The sequence below is a fragment of the Bacillus sp. SRB_331 genome (assembly GCF_003264175.1).
Lineage (GTDB): Bacteria > Bacillota > Bacilli > Bacillales > Bacillaceae_G > Bacillus_A > Bacillus_A mycoides.
In genome coordinates this window covers 56,418-74,495 of sequence record NZ_NADV01000003.1, presented here as the reverse complement: position 1 = coordinate 74,495, position 18,078 = coordinate 56,418, and the positions used below count along the sequence as shown (strand labels likewise).

13 protein-coding genes are annotated in these 18,078 nt (G+C 34.7%); 1 reads left to right on the top strand and 12 read right to left on the bottom strand.

What is annotated here, in order from left to right:
• Positions 1–378: 378 nt before the first annotated feature.
• The 8 genes from B5P42_RS02165 to B5P42_RS02130 all read right to left on the bottom strand — a co-directional run bounded on the left by B5P42_RS02165 (position 379) and on the right by B5P42_RS02130 (position 12,721).
• Positions 379–1,116, bottom strand: coding sequence for a lipoprotein BA_5634 family protein (locus B5P42_RS02165; protein WP_088292992.1), 738 nt, complete (start codon positions 1,114–1,116; stop codon positions 379–381).
• 32 nt (positions 1,117–1,148) lie between these two features.
• On the bottom strand, positions 1,149–3,119 hold the full coding sequence (locus B5P42_RS02160; RefSeq protein ID WP_113733558.1) for an FtsX-like permease family protein: 1,971 nt from the start codon (positions 3,117–3,119) through the stop codon (positions 1,149–1,151).
• Entirely contained in the window at positions 3,094–3,864 is a 771-nt protein-coding gene (locus tag B5P42_RS02155) for an ABC transporter ATP-binding protein (RefSeq protein WP_060749948.1), read from the bottom strand. The genes B5P42_RS02160 and B5P42_RS02155 overlap by 26 nt, the downstream gene beginning before the upstream one ends.
• A gap of 142 nt (positions 3,865–4,006) precedes the next feature.
• Positions 4,007–4,993, bottom strand: a complete 987-nt coding sequence (locus B5P42_RS02150) for a sensor histidine kinase (RefSeq protein ID WP_113733557.1) — start codon at positions 4,991–4,993, stop codon at positions 4,007–4,009.
• Positions 4,993–5,697: a response regulator transcription factor gene (locus B5P42_RS02145; protein WP_060749911.1), complete on the bottom strand. Its 705-nt coding sequence runs from the start codon at positions 5,695–5,697 to the stop codon at positions 4,993–4,995. Before B5P42_RS02145 ends, B5P42_RS02150 begins: the two co-directional genes overlap by 1 nt.
• A 271-nt stretch (positions 5,698–5,968) precedes the next feature.
• Entirely contained in the window at positions 5,969–6,919 is a 951-nt protein-coding gene (bla, locus tag B5P42_RS02140) for a class A beta-lactamase (RefSeq protein WP_113733556.1), read from the bottom strand.
• Positions 6,920–7,490: 571 nt separating this feature from the next.
• Positions 7,491–10,688 carry a bifunctional P-450/NADPH--P450 reductase gene (gene cypD, locus B5P42_RS02135; protein WP_113733555.1) on the bottom strand — a complete coding sequence of 1,066 codons (3,198 nt, stop codon included), beginning with the start codon at positions 10,686–10,688 and terminating at the stop codon, positions 7,491–7,493.
• A 554-nt stretch (positions 10,689–11,242) separates the two neighbouring features.
• Positions 11,243–12,721: an MDR family MFS transporter gene (locus B5P42_RS02130; protein ID WP_113733554.1), complete on the bottom strand. Its 1,479-nt coding sequence runs from the start codon at positions 12,719–12,721 to the stop codon at positions 11,243–11,245.
• A gap of 528 nt (positions 12,722–13,249) precedes the next feature.
• On the opposite strand from B5P42_RS02130, the gene B5P42_RS02115 reads away from it, so the two are divergent.
• Entirely contained in the window at positions 13,250–13,858 is a 609-nt protein-coding gene (locus B5P42_RS02115; RefSeq protein WP_113733552.1) for a hypothetical protein, read from the top strand.
• An 813-nt stretch (positions 13,859–14,671) separates the two neighbouring features.
• Here B5P42_RS02115 and B5P42_RS02110 read toward each other — a convergent pair.
• The 4 genes from B5P42_RS02110 to B5P42_RS02095 form a co-directional block, all read right to left on the bottom strand.
• Positions 14,672–15,301, bottom strand: a complete 630-nt coding sequence (locus tag B5P42_RS02110; RefSeq protein ID WP_113733551.1) for a class I SAM-dependent methyltransferase — start codon at positions 15,299–15,301, stop codon at positions 14,672–14,674.
• 131 nt (positions 15,302–15,432) lie between these two features.
• Positions 15,433–16,428: a D-cysteate sulfo-lyase gene (gene cuyA, locus B5P42_RS02105; protein WP_001046600.1), complete on the bottom strand. Its 996-nt coding sequence runs from the start codon at positions 16,426–16,428 to the stop codon at positions 15,433–15,435.
• Entirely contained in the window at positions 16,415–16,678 is a 264-nt protein-coding gene (locus tag B5P42_RS02100) for a hypothetical protein (RefSeq protein ID WP_113709891.1), read from the bottom strand. The genes cuyA and B5P42_RS02100 overlap by 14 nt, the downstream gene beginning before the upstream one ends.
• A gap of 21 nt (positions 16,679–16,699) precedes the next feature.
• Complete coding sequence (locus tag B5P42_RS02095) at positions 16,700–17,938, bottom strand: DUF4073 domain-containing protein (protein WP_113733550.1); 1,239 nt, start codon at positions 17,936–17,938, stop codon at positions 16,700–16,702.
• Between the last annotated feature and the right edge of the window lie 140 nt (positions 17,939–18,078).

Below are 18,078 nucleotides of genomic sequence, written 5' to 3'. Positions count from 1 at the left end.
TGCACCTGTACTTGGCCCATATTTTACAATGTAAAATTCAATGTATCAAGTTTGAACACTAAGTTTTTGGATTACATTTAATAGACAATCTAAGTAATAAATTTGTTCCACTATAAGATGAGGAAGAAATTTGAGTTTGTATAGTAACGGAGCAGAAACGTTAATAGGGCTACAGCAACGAAAAATGGAATTTGATAAAAAATCTAATCTTAGCTTGATAGACATGTAATACCATCAGCATTTTTGGAACATTACCATGCTAAGCAAAAAACCTCACTTTTCATCTTTTTTCAGATAAGAAGTGAGGTTTTTCGTTTTGGTTTATTTATTTTTCTTAACTTGATGGTGGCCGATTTCTACCCATATAGACGTAATTTTTTACTTTTCTTTAATATTTACAAAATTGACGGCTCCTTTTTCCTGAGTACCTAAAGCCGTATTCACTTTATTTATTTCCTTACTTAATTCTGGTGCTTTCCCTTGATTGACTAAATTAAGATTCCCAAAAGATTTATTAAAAGATAGAATTTGTCTAGTTTTTTCTTGCCCATTTATTTCTTTAAATAATGTATCATCTACAATTAATAGGATTATGTTGGATCCACCACGATGTGGAGATAGCCATACATCCCCTTTATATTGAACATTCATTTTTTTCTCATCAAATGTTAGTTCTTTCAAGTCTTTATATTCTTTATTTGCAAATAAGATAGTTTCATCTTTTTCTATTTTTGGTAACGAATTAATAGAGACTGATGATGTAAGCCCCTCGTTATTATCTCTTTCACGTATGAGCCCTTTTTTATTCATTTGCTCAGCAGTCGTTCTACTTATAAATAATAAATTACTAGTAGCGCTATCACCTCCAAAATTAGTCGGGAGCTTAATTTCAAGCTTGTTATTATCTATAGTCCTTTCTTTTATTTGATATAGGTCTTGTGAGGTTGTTATATCTTTGTACAAGTCTATTATAGAGTTTCTTGCTTGTTCGTTTATCTTTCCTACTTCTATTGAAATTCCATTTGCTGGAGAGTTTTTTGTACCAAATAATGAACATGCTCCTAACATAGTAATCGAAATACCAGCTACTATTAATAATCCAATTCTCTTTTTCAACCTATATTCTCCTTCTTTTATTTATATTTAAATTAAAAAATCGTTTTATACATTTTTTTCAAGTATTGAGAACGAACAAAATAAAAGTATATAATTTGCAAGACTAAGAAACAGATTAATACCATAACTGAACTACCCAAGACTGAAAAATTGACTAATTCTTGTAAGGCCGTAAAAGCTACTGCACTATGTGTAATTGCTATTACAATGGGTAAAAAGAATAGTAATACAAGTTGACGTGACACAATTTTCTTTAATTCAGGTTTACTTAAACCAACTTTTGCTATCATTTTATATTGCTGCTGATTTCGTTCTAAGTCTGTGTATAATCGGAAATATAAAAAGCTTGCGGCAAACGTAAAGAAAACAATACCTATTAATACACTCATGATAGATGCAAGTCCAAAACCTTGTTTCATCGCTATCCATGTAAGAATTAAAGTCGAAAATGTATATTTTTCGTTGTCTATTATATGCTCATTTATACCTTTATTATCCTTCTGAAAAGCAGCTACAATATTTTCCGCAACTTTTTTTGTTTTCTCCCAATCTTTCACAATAAAACCATTAATAATGTATTCAAAATAATAATTCTCTGGATCCACTATCATTTGATTATATACAGCATCTGGTACAATAATTATCGTTACTCTTGTATCTTGTAATTCTTTCGGAGTAAGTATTTTATTTACATGCATATCTTTTTTTATATCTCTATACAACAATTGAAAGCTATTTTGATTAGATTTTGAATTAGCAACTTTTTTTGAAGGTATGATAAGACTATCATTTTCATCTTTTAAGCTTTCTTTTTCAAAACCAAATGCCTTAGCTAACTTATTATAATCACTTAATTTTATAACGGTTGATAATATATTATTGTTATAGAGAGTATCTCGAATTTGTTTTATTGAATAAGTCACCTGTTTGAAATTAAACTCACCATCATGGAGTTCGCTTTCTATTTTTTTTAAATGTTCTTTTTCTAAATGGTTATTATTATGAGACTGATAAGTAAATGCAAAAGGACTTTCCGATTCAGCCATGGATGAGTTGCCTAATCCCATACAAGTCCCCACTGCAGTGAAGGCAACGGTAGAAATAATAGTGACCATAAAAAACATTTTTGCATTATCTTTTAATTGATACACTAAATCTGAGATGATTAGTATGTTTGTTTTCTTAAAGAAAATATTTTCCCTTTTCTTTAATGCACGTAACACATACACACTGAGCTGGGTAAATAAGAAATACGTTCCAAGTACAACAAAGCTCACCCCTGCCGCCATCATGAAAAATACATAATTCGCACCCTTGTACTGAATTGCGTTAACACTATGGAAAACAGCCGTATATCCTAATCCCATACAAATAAGTGCGAATAAAGATAGCCAAAAGGATGCTTTTGGTTCAGGCTTTGGCTTTTCCTCTGCTTTTATTAATTCTACTAATTGCTCTACATTTACTAGTCGAGAAGTGAAAAGTGAAATAAATAAAAATAGTAAGAAGAAAGCTCCAAATGTTATTCCAATTGCTTTAAATGGCATGTAAAATGGGAGTCCTTTATCAATTATTAACAGATTGTTGCTCATAATTAAGATAAACTTAGAGAAAGCCATTCCAATTGTAATTCCTGTTAAAATAGAAGCGCTACCAATTATTATATTTTCAATAAATACTAATTTATTCAACTGTGAACGTGACATCCCATGTAGCATTAGAATTCCAAAATCTTTTTTTCTTGTTTTTAAAAATGCACTTACAGAATATAGGATAAAGAAGAATGAGAAGAAAAATATTAACCCCTGCGATATCTGTAATCCTGACTTTGCAAATGTATTGATTGTTACACTAGTAGCAAGATCGCCTTGTAAATTAGGATGAAATGCAAGTAAAGCATAAGTAAAGAAAATCATAATAGCAAACGTACTACTTAAAAAATGGGCCAAATATGTTCTTTTACTTCGAATGATGTTATTAAACGCGAACTGTCGAAAAGTCATTTGCATTTCCTCCTAATAATGCTAAAACCTCTAGAATTTTTTGATAGAATACTTTTCGATTATCTCCACAATAAATCTCATTGTATAACTGTCCATCTTTGATAAACACAATCCGATCACAATAACTTGCAGCCATTGCATCATGTGTCACTAACATCATCGTTGTGCTATTTTCTTTATTAAGCTTCGTCAATAATGCCATCACATCACTAGCAGATTTTGAATCCAGATTTCCTGTAGGCTCATCCGCAAGTAATAATTTCGGATTATGAATAGTAGCACGTGCGATTGCAGTTCTTTGTGCCTGCCCACCAGAAATTTCATACGTACGTTTATCTAATATTTCAGTTATCCCTAGTTTTTCAGCAATAGCTTCTACTTTCCCTTCCATTTCTCTAGGACTGACACCATCAAGCGTAAGTGGAAGAACAATATTTTCTTTCACTGTCAATGTATTAAGGAGATTAAATGATTGAAAAACAAACCCTAATTCACGTCTTCGAAATAAAGACAGCTGATTTGGAGATAACAGATACGGATTTTCTCCATGAATTAATACTTCTCCTGATGTTGGAGCATCTATAGTAGACACCATATTTAATAGCGTTGTTTTACCACTCCCAGATGGTCCCATAATTCCTACAAATTCACCTTTGTTTATTTTTAAATCAATATGGGATAATGCTGTATAAGAAATTTTCCCAGGATAAACCTTCCCTAAATCTGAAACATGTAGTATCTCCACAAGTATTTCACCTTCCATTTCTCTTTTCGATACATGAAGTGTAACCTATATATAGTATGTCTCATATCGATTTCCCTAACAGTTATCTAACAAGTTTGTAAGATTCACAAGAAAAACCGATGAAAAGTATACCTTTCATCGGTTAACGAGATGCATACGGGAATATGATTCTAACTTTTGTTCCCTTACCTACCTCAGATTCTAGCTCAATCTTATGATTTAATTTTTCACATACTTCTTTAACAAGATATAATCCCATTCCCGTAGACTCTTTAAATTTCCTACCATTTTCTCCAGTATAAAATGGATTGAAAACACGTGGTAAATCAGCAGTAGGAATACCAACCCCATGATCTTTTACTTCCAAAATAATTGCTCGTCCTTTTGAACACGCCGATACTATTACTTTTTCTTGCTTACTTGATGAATATTTAATTGCATTTAACAGTACTTGATTGAGTATAAATCGAAACCATTTCTTATCTGTTTCTACAATAAGATTCGGATCTACTTTTACCTCTGGATACACATAACTACGTATAAATAGACGTTTATTTTCATGAATAGCAGAATCAATCATTTCCAATAACTGCAATCTGTCCACATGAAAATCCTGTTCAAATGTTTCTAAACGAGCAACATATAAGACCATTTCTAATCCTTTTTTGATTCTTTCCGTTTCTTCATTAATACTGTCAAATCGAGAGTCATCTGCATCTTGTGTAATTAACTCAATAACAGAAAGAGGTGTTTTCATTTGATGAACCCATTGATTCATAAAAGTCATTTGTTCTTGTTGTTTTCGTTCCCATTTTTTTAATTGGTTTTGATAATATTGATATTGAGTTTGTAGTAATGTTTCTAAGGCCATTGATAACGGAGTCAAATCACTATCTTTTATTGATTCATTTAACGTTTCCATTGGTGTGGATAGACGCTTGTAGAATGAACGATGACTATAATAACGATATATTAAATAACCCATTAATAAAAAAACACCCAAAAATACAGAATATAATGCTGTCAAAATATGTGGATAACCATCAAACCAATATATAAATAGGATGATAAGCAATTGGGCAAATGTATAACAAATGAGTGGAATATGTTCTTGTAAAAATAATTTCATTATTCCTTTCCTTCCTTCTCCCAAGTAGCATGCAAACGATATCCAGCACCACGAACTGTCTCCAGTGCATTTTCAATACCTAAATCTTGCAGTTTCCTTCTAATTCTACCTATATTTACACTCAATGTATTTTCGTCTATATATGAACTATCCCATAGTTGTTCTAAAATCACTTCACGTTTTACAAGGAGCGGTGACTTTGTTATCAATATTTCTAATAAAGTTGTTTCTTTTCTAGTAAGTAAAATTGTCTTATCATTTAGTTGAAGTTCCATTCTTTCTGGGAACAGGAATAACCCTGATTGCTCAACTATTCGTTCTTTTACTTTAGGAGCATATTCACCGTATGCTCTTCTGAGTTGACTACGGATTTTAGACATTACAACTTCATAATAAAAAGGTTTTGTAATATAATCATCACCACCATTCTCTAAAGCCATAACTTGATCCATCTCTCCACTCCTTGCAGATAGAAATAAAATTGGACAAGTAGAAATAGCTCGTATTTGGCGACACCAATAATAACCATCAAAATTCGGTAAATTTACATCTAATAGCACCAAATCTGGTTTTATCTCTTGAAATATTTCTAAGATATTTTCAAAATCCTCTATAATAACACTTTGGTATCCATATTTTTTTATATGAGTTCCCAGTAATTCAGCAATTTTCATATCATCTTCTACAATCATGATTGTATTCATAACGTACTCTCCTTTAATTTAGGCGCAATTTTTAAAGTTCATTTGCTATTTAATATTTTACTTATGTAAAAAAGATGATATCTTACCTACCCTCTCAAATGCAATAAGTATCCAATAAAGCGTATATTTACTGTTACTTAATTAATAAATTCAATAGGGATTGTTTCTATCTTTTTTCTTTACTTAAGTCGATTCCTTTTAAAATACACAAAAAGACCGTCACAGTTTTGTGACGGAAAAACGGGGAAATTTTAATAACTAATTACTATTATTATTTATTTGTCGCTTTTAAAGCATCTAACGCTATTTTGGTTGCTTCTGCAATAAGCTTATCATCATATTTAGCATCCTCTTTATCATGATTAGAAAGTATCGCAAGAACAATTGGCTTTTTATTTGGTGGCCAAATAATTGCGATATCATTTCTGGTTCCATAAGATCCCGAGCCAGTCTTATCAGCTACTTCCCATCCTCCTGGAACTCCAGCACGAATTAAGTTGTCTCCCGTAGTATTCCTTTTCATCCAATCTATTAATAAATCCCGTTTCTCAGTTAAAAGTATATCTCCTAGCGCAAAAGCCTGAAGACTAGTAGCTAATGCCTTTGGGGTACTAGTATCATGGGCGTCTCCTGGATGCACTTCGTTTAACTCTGGTTCAAAACGTTCAGGATTTGTAACGGTATCTCCTATTTCTCTCAGTGATTTTTTGAATTCACTAGGTCCACCTAATTGTTTAAGAATAAGATTTTGTGCAGTATTATCACTATATCGAAGGGAAGCATCTGCAAGCTCTTTCAGAGTCATACCTGTATCAACATACTTTTCTGTAATTGGATTGTAATTAACAAGATCTTCACGATTATACAAAACTCTTTGATTTAGATCTTCTATTGATTTCTTTTGTAAAAGTACTCCCACGGCTAAAGCTTTGTGGGTAGATGCGTATGCAAACCGTTCATCTGATTGATAAGTAACGGTTTGATTCGTATCAGTGTCCAATGCATAAATACCGAGTTTAGCATCAAATTCTTTTTCAAGTTTAGCAAAAGAATCATTACCAATATTTTCTTGTTTGATTTGATTTGTTTGTTTCGTTTGTTTAGGGGATTCAGATTGAGTATTACTATCGGAACAGCCTATAAGCGTTGCACATGAAAGAAATAATACAGGTACCATCTTTTTGTAATGTAAAATGTTAAAAAACTTGTTTAAGACTATCATACATTTTCAACCTCTTTCAAGAATATATGGTTTTTTTCTAGGTGTTATACATATCGATACAATTAAAGAGTGTATCGGATATCAATCTTCTTGCATCTCACTTTTCATAAAATGAGCGAACTATCATGAACACCTGTTTTATACGTATACTTAATAGACAACCTAAGTAACAAGTTTGTTCCATCTAATTGTCAAATGAATTACCTATTATTTTTCGACGGCAAAATTCATTCCATAGGCTATAGAAGGTATACCTAATTTGATAAATTCCCCCCAGCGATTTGACACTGTGCTAAAAACTGTTTAGCCAGTGCGCAAAGTTTTATATTATAAATTTCAAATCGTGTCAAGAAATTGATTAACACCGTGCCCTTCAAGCTAAGATTATATAGCTTTGGTTTCATATAAGATTTTTTCTTTTTCTACAATATCAGTCCAGCTTATTAAAAAACAGGAAAATCCCGTATTCCATAAAAAATACGGGATTTTTATAAATAAGTTTATTTTTTAAAGTAACACTTAGTCGAAAGAAGTTCATTAGTTAAGTATTACTTATCTAATTAAGAATACTTTATATTCCAGTCCAAACATCTTTTCCGTATCGCCCTTCATCTTGCACACGATCCAACCAATTCCTTGCTTCTTGTTCACTGACTTCATGAATTTCTTGATATGCTTGACAAAGGGTATCTTCTACATCCGGAGCCATTTTACTTCCATCACCACATATATAAAGATGAGCTCCATTATCTAATAACGAAATTAAATTGGTTCTATCTTGTTTTATTAAATGCTGTACATATGTTTTCGGATTTCCTTCTAGGCGAGAAAAAGCTGTGTGTAAAGAAATCAATCCATCTCTTTCATCATTTTCTAGTTCTGTACGATAGAGATAATCCTTTTCAGGATGACGGCAACCAAAATATAAATGCGCTTGTCCTAAGTTAATGCCTTTTTGCTTTTGAACACGACGCGCTTGTAAGAATCCACGGAATGGTGCAATTCCAGTACCTGGCCCAACCATAATAATTGGTGTTTCTGGATTTTCAGGTAATTGAAAGCTTGATTGTGGCGTTCGAATGAAACAGATAATCTCATCTTTATTATGACGCTGAGCTAAATAATTAGAAGCGACTCCTTCATATGTCCCTTCCCCACTCCATGCAGGCGCATTAACAACACCAACCGTAATGCTCAGACGATCCTGTGCAACGAGTGGAGAGCTTGAAATAGAATAGTAACGCGGTTTGAGCGCAGGAAGAAGTTCTAAAAAGCGTTCAAATCGGATTTCACAAGCCTCATACTTTTCAAGAAGATCCAACATTGAAATACGTTTTTTTAATATTTGTTCATGATAAACTCCCTCTTCCAATAATGATTCCAATTCCTTTTTATGAGGAGGACATACTGTGAATGTCACCATTTCTCGTATTTGTGCCCGAGTGGCTGCTTCTTGAACTTCGATACTATAACTAAGAAGGTCAAATAAACTAACAGGACTGTCTAAAGGTATGTGATTTACACTGCGCCCACTTGCGCTCAGTATGACTTGATCCTTCCCGTTTAATCCAAAGCGTTTTAAAATTCGGTTGACATTTTTCTGGCTATTAATTGGCAGCACCCCAAGGTGGTCTCCTTCTTGATACGTAGCGCCTTCTGGCAAGGATATCTCGATATGTCGCGTGCTTCTATCACTGCTGGATGATTGGAGTTCACGATTTTCCAATATAGATGCATAAACTGCTTCATATGTTCGCGCAAGAGGAGATCCTCCAAGACGACTGACAAATTGTAGACTCAAAGTACTGCGCTCTTTTTCCATATTTTTATTGAGTTCCAATCCAAATGCCTTCATCGCATCAGACCACATGCTTTGTTTCCATTGCTCGAGTTGTTCCTCGAAATCACCACTTGCATCCGCTTCTCCACGTGTAGAAAATCTTGTTGCTCCTTTTTGAGCCATTTGCTCATCAATGTATCTTGGAATCCGCTGATAAGTACTAGCCCAATTATGATCTCCACAACCAAAAACTGCGTATTGAACACCTTTTAGCTCATCCGGCTTTAATTCCTCCAACCACTGCACAAACTGCCCTGCATTACTTGGTGGCTTTCCATTATAAGAAGAAGTTACAATAAGAACCGCTCCTTCTTTTGGCAGACTTCCAATTCGATCGTTAAGAGCTACTACTTCCGTTTGAACACCTTCTAAACTAGCTGTATCTGCTAGTTCTCTTGCAATACCTTCTGCTACCCCTGTATCCGAGCCATACAGAACAAGAAGCGAAAGATTATCGGCTCCAATAATAGAAGGAGTCTTCTGAACTTGCTGCTTGATTTCATGAGTTTTCAGCTTCTCCTCTATAGGTGCAAGAACAGTAGGATGGCTGATAGTTTGATTTCGGGGTAGAATCCTAATCTTAAAATCACCGGGCTTTAGCGTTAATGTTTGTTTTACGTCCAACTGATAGTCTTGATAATCGATTAATTCAAAATGTTGAAGAAGCATTCCCATTACGAGAGTGGCTTCATGAAGTGCAAACTGCATACCGATACATGCTCTCTGACCATTTCCAAATGGCTTATAAGCATGATGAGGAACCTTATCCAGCTCTTCAAATCGTTCAGGTTGGAATTCTTCCACATTGTCCCCCCACGCGTCTTTATCCCTATGTAGCTGTGGAATAAGAACCGAAATACGATTTTCTCCTTTCTTAATTGGGTATTTCCCACCAATCACTGTATCTTCTTTTGCATAGAGACTGAATGCTGGAGCAGTAGGCCATAGACGTAGCGATTCATTTAAAATCATCCGGATATACTTAAGTTCCATAACTTGTTGGTATGTTGGAGTAGGATCTGTCAAAACCCGATCTACTTCTTCATAGGCTTTTTTCAATTTATCCGGATTCTTTAATAAAAAATAAATTGCAAAAGACAACAATCCACTTGTTGTTTCATGCCCAGCTATTAAAAAAGTGATAATTTGGAAACGAATATTTTCATCATCTAATTTTTCCCCAGTTTCCGGATCCTGCACATTTAACATACGGGAAAGTAAATCATTTTCTTCCTGATTTCCATTACTTTTACGTTCAGCAATAATATTATCTACTAAAGAAAACATGGATTGAATATCATGCTGAAATTGACGTTTCGTTCTCCACATGAGTTTGTCTTCTATATCCAGTCGCTGTAATTGGTGCATCGCCTCATCTAGAGCACGGCTCATGCTAGTGATAAAAGGATGAGAGGTCTCACGATAAAAGCTATTAAATCGGTAATTAAAACCACATAGACCAATTGTATCCAATGTAAGGCGGGTCATATCCTCCGGAACATCTACATTTTCATTTGGATTAAGTCGTGCCCATTTTTGAACGAGTTGTACGGCAATATCAACCATCATGGCATGGTAATCTTTCATTGCCCGTTGGCTGAATGTAGGCATCAAAATATTATGAGCTTTTTTCCAGTTAGGCTCGTGAGTCTCACTTGTAAATAATCCGTCCCCAGCAAAAGCACGAACCTTTGCTAAAGCACCCTCTATACTTTTATCGAACCGTGTTTCGTCACAGACTTCTGCTACCAGTTCATGTCCCGAAACGACAATGATGGTATCACTTAAAGTTTGAATTCGAAAAATGGGGCCATACTCTTCCGCTAGCTTGATAAAGGATAAGGTCGGTTTATCTTTATCGATTAACGGGAGATTCCCCAGCGGTCCATATGTTTTCGGTTGAGGAATGGCAGATACTTTTTTTTCCATTAAAAACACCCTTTCAAAAAAGCATGAAATAAAATATCCCATTCAATAAAGAGAAGATAGCAATGAATCGCCTGGGATAAAGATATGTAATTGATTACCTTATTTTATCTTTTCCCTAACTATTCATGATTATGATATTGCTTATAAAGTTGGTAATCTAAGTTGTTTGTTGGCATTAGATTTATAACTTGCAGAAAAAATACTAACTTAAAATGAAGCGAATTATTAACGTTTATGAGAAATTGCAAACGGATGTCATCTCTTGTATTTGTTTATAAAACGCTCATTTTGATTAATTTTCTACTAAAACACCTCAAAATAAAGAAGGTGACGAGCTTAAGATTGTAGTATTCGAAAAATCAGTAGTTTAGTTAAACCAATACGATAAGCAAGTATACCGTGTTACTAATGAAAGAGGACCTGATATGAACATCAGGTCCTCTTTCACTATATAATTATTTCACTGCTTCTTTTAGTTCTTTTCCAGCTTTAAATACCGGCGCCTTAGCAGCAAAAAAACTTCTAGGAATCATTATCTAGAGTTTTATTTTTCCCTACCGATTTAACCTCTCGACAGCTTCCGCGCTTGTATCTACACGTTTAACGAAAAAAACTAATAGTAGTGCAACAACATTCATGCCAAGCGCTACATAGAATGAATATTGAATTCCAGATAATAAAGCCTTCTGAGTTACTATTGCCTTCGTAGCTTCTGTGAAGGTTGTTGGATCTACATCAGACATTAGACTTTCAGCTTTTGTTGTTGTTACAGAATTCATAATCGTAACAAGAATAGCAGTACCAATCGAACCAGACACTTGTTGAGCTGTATTATTAACAGCCGTACCGTGCGGATTTAAGCGAGTTGGCAATTGATTAAGGCCATTTGTCATAAGCGGCATCATCACCATCGCCATCCCAAACATCCGCAGTGTGTAAATAAGAATAATATGTGTGTGACTAGAGTCGATTTGCAGGTTTGCCAACATATAAGTTGAAACAGCTGTAATGGAAAGTCCTACTATGCCAAGAATCCGAGGGCCATATTTATCAAATAGTTTACCTGTTATTGGTGACATAACCCCCATTATTACCGCACCTGGAAGCATCATCAGCCCAGAGTTCAGCGGCGAAATGCCACGGACGTTTTGTACATAAGCTGGTGTTAAAATCATACCCGAAAACATGGCCACCGCGTTGACAATTGCAATTACAGACGCAAGTGCAAACATTGGGTACTTGTAAACACGTAAATCCAATAACGGTTCATTCATTTTTAATTGACGGATAATGAATGAAATTAGGGCAATAGCGCCTATGATTAAAGTTGTTAAGACAACTTTATCCGTCCAACCATCTGAGCTTGCAGAACTGAACCCATATAACAAACCGCCAAAACCGATAGAAGATAATAGTAATGAGAGATAATCAAGTTTTGCATTTTTGTTTTGTTTCATGACATTCTCAGATTTCCAAATCCCTAACAGTAAGCTAATAATCGCTAACGGTAAAATCATTTCAAAGAGCAAACGCCAGTCATAATACTCTACAATATAACCTGATAGTGTCGGTCCAATTGCTGGAGCTGTAATCATAACTAATCCAAAAATCCCCATTGCTGTTCCCCGTTTTTCTCTTGGGAAGCTTACTAGCATAATATTCATTAACAAAGGCCCCATGACTGAAGAACCTGCTGCTTGAACCATTCGGCCAGTAAGTAATAAACCAAAGTTCGGCGCTAAAGCCGCTAAGGCAGTACCAAGAATAAAAATTACCATGGATGTAATAAATAAGCTCCTATTTGAGAAGCGGGTTATTAAAAATGCTGATGCCGGAATTAATATACCACTTACAAGCATATACCCTGTAGAAAGCCACTGGATCGTTGAATAATCTTTAATATCTAAATCCTTCATTATTGATGGCAAGGCTACATTTAAAAGCGAGTTATTTAGAAATGAAACAAATGCCCCAATAAAAAGGATTACAAGCATTAAATATGGTGGTTTTCTTATATGTAATGTTTCACTCATATATTTATTTGCTCCTTCATTATAAATTTCATTGATTAGTTTAAATCATTTGCATATCTGCACATGAATACATTATCCTTGCAGTATTTTGCCAAACTCTTCGAATGGATATTCTCTTTTTAGCAATTCCATTTGCTCAACATAACATTTTAAAATCTTTTTTATTGATTAAACCTTTATAAACATTTAAATAAGATTTTGAATGAATATATAAACACGTTTGTTAACGGAAATTAAATTAGGCCTGAAATAAACAAAAGGAGCAACTGAAAATCCTCTTCTAAAATAAAGTGAAACTTTAATCAGTGGGGCTTTTACAGGCAGCCCAACCCCCATCTAACTTCTTTGCTTTCGCTGAATTTTGAGGCGGGGGTCTTACTGCCCACAAATATCGGGATAAATCAACAAGACCACGCACCCATTCCTTTAAATACGGGCTTGTAGATCTAGTTATGTAACTATCCATAAAAAAGAATATTACATAGGCTAAGTCTAACATTACATTTTTAAAGTGAGGGGAATAAGCGTATGCACCAATATTGGTATTTGAATTCAAAGGGAAACGGGGAACAATATAATAACCAAATTTCAATGGCATCATTATATTCACAGCTCCAAATAACTAAAGCTGAAGGAATGAATGGTTTGAAGATTCCTGGGAATTGGAGTTATCGAGTCTATCCAGTTGGTTGGGATTCATCAGCCGATTATACAGGTTTCAATCCCCAGCCCTCCCCCTTCTCTTGGGGCCAGCCAAACAATTATGCGGGGATGATGCCCCAAGGACATCCTGCTAATTGGGCTCCATTATCAGGCCATGCAGGTTCAGGTTTCAATTTTCAAAAACCCCCCTTCCCTTGGGCTCAACCATTCAATCATACAGGGATGTTCGCACAAGGGCATCTTGCCGCTTTACTATCGCCGCCAGCCAAGGCTTTTAACTTTAGTACCAATAACTCGGGTGTTTTTGGAAACCCTCCAGGATGGGGAGGACAGGTAAGTCCCATGGGATGGGGGAATAACGGAGGTAACGGTCAGGCAGGAATGCTTGGAAACTTACTTACAGTAGGAAAAGGCACCATGAATGGAATAGGAATGCTTAGTAGTCTAATCGGTATGGGGAAGTTCTTCTTTTAGTTAATTAGAACGGGAGGATAGGTCCATATCCCAGACTTAAGAATCATTTCCTTTTCCATTGATTTAATCTTCTCAAACATGCCCCCTCAATGTATTTATTGTATGCTTCCAATACTCCCTCCAAGTTCGTTTCCTCGTCTTTCAAATTATAAAAACATCTGTTACCTTGTATCTGATAAGGGATAGTTGAAGGTGATTGCATCTGTTAGCTTAATAGAGATGTGGTCGCACCAACAAAACGCGAATTTCGTACGCTAAGATTCTTTCAACATAAAGATTGTTGATAACTTGTACGTGTCAGTAATACCATCTAGCTGTAGAGTGCCAAAAAAAGTGAAGCAAACAAAATATGAATCTCTTTCTCCCTATTTTAGAAAGAGTTGGAGTAGATTACGTAGTTCCTTTCGCATATTTCATAGTAACTTTTGCTGTTATAGCAATTATATTAGCGGTTTGTGTTTTACTCTATTTAACACAGCAATTATTTTATCTTTCCTTTGGTTCAGTTATCATTTCACTTAAAATACAAATATAATCCGTAACCTAAAAAAATTATTAATATTATAGAAATAATGAGTATTGTGTATATGACCCCTCTTAATGTTGTACTCATATAATCACCCCTCTCACGCTTCAATAATTCCATTATATAACAAATAATTCGTTGGAAGTTTAAAACATGTTTTAAACTAAATTAAGCGAAGTAAGGGATGCCATTTGACTTCCCTTACTTCGCCTTTAAAGAATAATTAGTGAGTAGCTTACACATCAAGCTTATTAAATAACCTTTCACTATTTTTTACACAATTGTAATTATAGTGTTTTTTGACATTTGATCATTATAAATTTAAATGGAGGTTTACTTGCCATATTTTTATGTGGCTCCAAAATTTCCGTAGTTTCTATCAGTCCATATTTTCCAAAGTCTTGTTTTACCGAGTCAACATCATAAAAATACATTTTTACCCCTTCCATTATTTCAAAGTAGTCTTTACCCAGTTGTTTCCCCTTCCCAAACATTGGGGCATCTTTAGAAATAGTAGTAAAAATCATATATCCGTTCGGTTTTAACTGACTATAACAATCTTTAATAAACTTCTCTCTCTCATCCTTATTCAACAAATGAATAAGTGCATAAGAAAATATGCCATCATACAGTTTGTTATCAAAAGGCATATCCGTAACTGAACCATGGAATAAATTGGCATCAATTTCATTTTCCCTCGCCAATTCGATCGCTGTTTTTGAAATTTCAATACCTGTTACTTGTATTTCGTTATCAATAAAAACCTTTGCATTTCTACCGTACCCAATACCAGGAATCAATATATCCTTCACTTTCTTTTCAAGGAAAAAATCCTTCGTCAAAATTGCGGAATCTGCAGCTTCAAATCCCCACATCATTTGATTTTCTATAAAACTTGCTTCCCAAAATTCTGTCATACATCAATCTCCTTTATATATATCGTTGTTTACCGTTGAATGTTGAAAACTCATCGCATATTCACGAAATTGTATCAAATTTCAACATTAATTCAAAACAAAAAGCATTGGATACCCAATGCTTTTTACACTTACGCAAATAGAGACGTATTCGCATATAAAGCTGGTGAACCACCTGAATGTACGAATAAAATGTTGTCTTCTTTATTAAATTTGCCTTTTCTAATTAAATCAATTAATCCTGCTACTGCTTTACCTGTATAAACTGGATCAAGTAAAATACCTTCTGTTTTCGCAAGTAACTGTACTGCTTCAACCATTTCTGGTGTTGGTAAAGCGTATCCTGGTCCTACATATTCATCAAAGCATGTAACTGCCTCGCGTGAAATAGAGTTTGGGATACCAACGTGAGCTGAAGTTTCATCTACAAGTTTTGCTACTTTCTCTTCTTGCTCCGCTTTTCCTCTACTTACGTTAATTCCGATTACAGGAATTTTACTTTGTGTTCCGGAAAAACCAGTAATTAAACCAGCATGCATACCAGCGCTACCACTTACGCAAACAACTGAACTGAAATCAATTCCTTGCTCGAATGATTGTGCCATAATTTCTTGCGCACAAGCAATGTATCCCATTGCGCCAGTAGGATTTGATCCACCAACTGGTATTACATATGGTGTATTACCTTTTTCACTAACTTCTTTCGCTACTTTATGCATCTCTTCCATAAGATCTGCTCCGTTTGGCACAACAATTACGTTTTCAGCACCTAATAAATGATATAAGAAATAGTTTCCGTTAAAGTCTGGCTTTTCTTCTGGCTCAAGCCCTTCTTCTAACACAAGAATACATTTCATTTTTTCTTTTACCGCAGCTGCAAGTGTTAGACGGCAATGGTTTGACTGAATACCACCAGCTGTAATTAACGTATCTGCACCCTTTTCCTGTGCATCCGCAACTAGAAACTCTAACTTTCTCGTCTTATTACCGCCAGCTGTTAAACCAAGTAAATCATCTCGTTTAAAATAAATAGTTGGCCCACCAAGTGCTTCAGAAAAATTGTTTAATTTTTCAATTGGTGTATATGATTCTGTATATTTTTTTCTCGGAAATTTAGCTAAATTCATCAATAACGCTCCTTTTATACTCTTTCACAGTAAATGTAACCATACTATTATTACATGGAAAAATGATGAAGTCACCTTTCTGGATTAAAAATGTAGGGAATTTCGTTTCGGTGCATGAAATTGCATTAACGATTTTAACTTCAATACGGTACATGAAATTTATATCAGCGATTCTCAAATTATATCGACCGATACTTAAAATATATCGACTTGCCGATAAAAAACGACAAAATAAAAAGAGCCCACTCATTAAGAAGTAGGCCCTTACCAATCACTTATTTACCGAAAAACGAAGAAGCTGCGTTAATCCTGGCTCTAAATTCATTTCGCCTTTATGGCGTACGTATACAATTTTGTTCCCATCAAATTTTGGAGGATTCGCTTTATTGTACGTGTACCACTCATTCGTTCCTTCTACATTGTACTCCATATACTCTGTTGCACCAGCGATTACGTTTTTACTATCATCAGCCGTTACATCTGGTGCCATTTGTGCAATTTTTGCATCACTAATTAATAAGTTCTTTATACCTTTATCACGTTTATAATCGTAAGCCGTTACGACAACATCGTTACCATATGCTTTCACTTGCAACCCTTGTTTAAAAGAAGATCCATCCGGAGCATGAATCTCGCCGCCATTTGGACCAGCTGATCTCCATCCTGTTTCAATGCCGCCCGTATTTACAACTGTAAATCCTTTTTCATCTCCGCCTGCAATTTTCTTTTTACCAGCCCAGTCTGGTAAATTTAAATCCCAGTGCGTATGGCTCGTGAAAAAGACAACTTGCGGGTAATCTTTTAATATATCGTACAATTTATCCACGTTTAAATAGTCATTTAAATACGGTGATTGTCTTGAACCAGATACAGAATCAGGTAAAACGTGGTGAGAAAAAATAAAAATCGGCTTATTTTTATCTTTTTGACTGTAGTCTTCTAAATTTTGTTTCAGCCAACCTAATTGTTCCTCACTTAAGTACACTTGATCTGACATTTTTGAATCATGGTACCTCATATATTTTTCTGTCCCTAAAAATAATAGTGGATAACCATCTAATTCTTTTTTATGGTACACCTTTTCTTGTCCGCTAAATTTCAAATATCGATTAAATAGCGTATCTTCTGCTACACCGTTTGGCCATGTACTTTGAGATAACTTTCCATCAGCTGTCCATTTCCCAGCGTAAAACTCATGGTTCCCAATAGCCGACCATACATTTTCCGGATGCTTATTTTTGTTTAACACACGCTTCACATCATCATATTGTGACTGCTGTCCTTCTGGCGTTATATCCCCATTCATAATAAGTGCTCTAGATAGCGGCGTCACTTTGTTCATATCTTTTAATACATGATCAAAATCCGATAAATCCCCTTGAATGTCACTAATTACATTAAACAACGTCGCTGTTTTTCGTGCTTGTGCTTGTTCTTTTCCCTCAGCATTCATCGAAAACGTTGGTAATAACACTGCCATAACGGCTAACGGAGCAACTACCTTTTTCATACAATTTCTCCCCCTAATAATAAAATGTATAAACTGACATGTTCTGCTTTTTCTTAGGTGCTTGTCCAATTCACATTATAGGGGGAGATTGTAAATGTAAATTGGTTAAAAAATTAAGTGTTTTTTAAGAGATTTTGTCT

Bases quoted from the DNA above. Each gene is read 5' to 3' on its own strand.
- B5P42_RS02160 (WP_113733558.1), bottom strand. From the start codon at position 3,119: ATGACTTTTCGACAGTTCGCGTTTAATAACATCATTCGAAGTAAAAGA.
- B5P42_RS02150 (WP_113733557.1), bottom strand. From the start codon at position 4,993: ATGAAATTATTTTTACAAGAACATATTCCACTCATTTGTTATACATTT.
- B5P42_RS02145 (WP_060749911.1), bottom strand. From the start codon at position 5,697: ATGAATACAATCATGATTGTAGAAGATGATATGAAAATTGCTGAATTA.
- bla (WP_113733556.1), bottom strand. From the start codon at position 6,919: ATGATAGTCTTAAACAAGTTTTTTAACATTTTACATTACAAAAAGATG.
- cypD (WP_113733555.1), bottom strand. From the start codon at position 10,688: ATGGAAAAAAAAGTATCTGCCATTCCTCAACCGAAAACATATGGACCG.
- B5P42_RS02130 (WP_113733554.1), bottom strand. From the start codon at position 12,721: ATGAGTGAAACATTACATATAAGAAAACCACCATATTTAATGCTTGTA.
- B5P42_RS02115 (WP_113733552.1), top strand. From the start codon at position 13,250: ATGCACCAATATTGGTATTTGAATTCAAAGGGAAACGGGGAACAATAT.
- B5P42_RS02110 (WP_113733551.1), bottom strand. From the start codon at position 15,301: ATGACAGAATTTTGGGAAGCAAGTTTTATAGAAAATCAAATGATGTGG.
- cuyA (WP_001046600.1), bottom strand. From the start codon at position 16,428: ATGAATTTAGCTAAATTTCCGAGAAAAAAATATACAGAATCATATACA.
- B5P42_RS02100 (WP_113709891.1), bottom strand. From the start codon at position 16,678: ATGAGTGGGCTCTTTTTATTTTGTCGTTTTTTATCGGCAAGTCGATAT.
- B5P42_RS02095 (WP_113733550.1), bottom strand. From the start codon at position 17,938: ATGAAAAAGGTAGTTGCTCCGTTAGCCGTTATGGCAGTGTTATTACCA.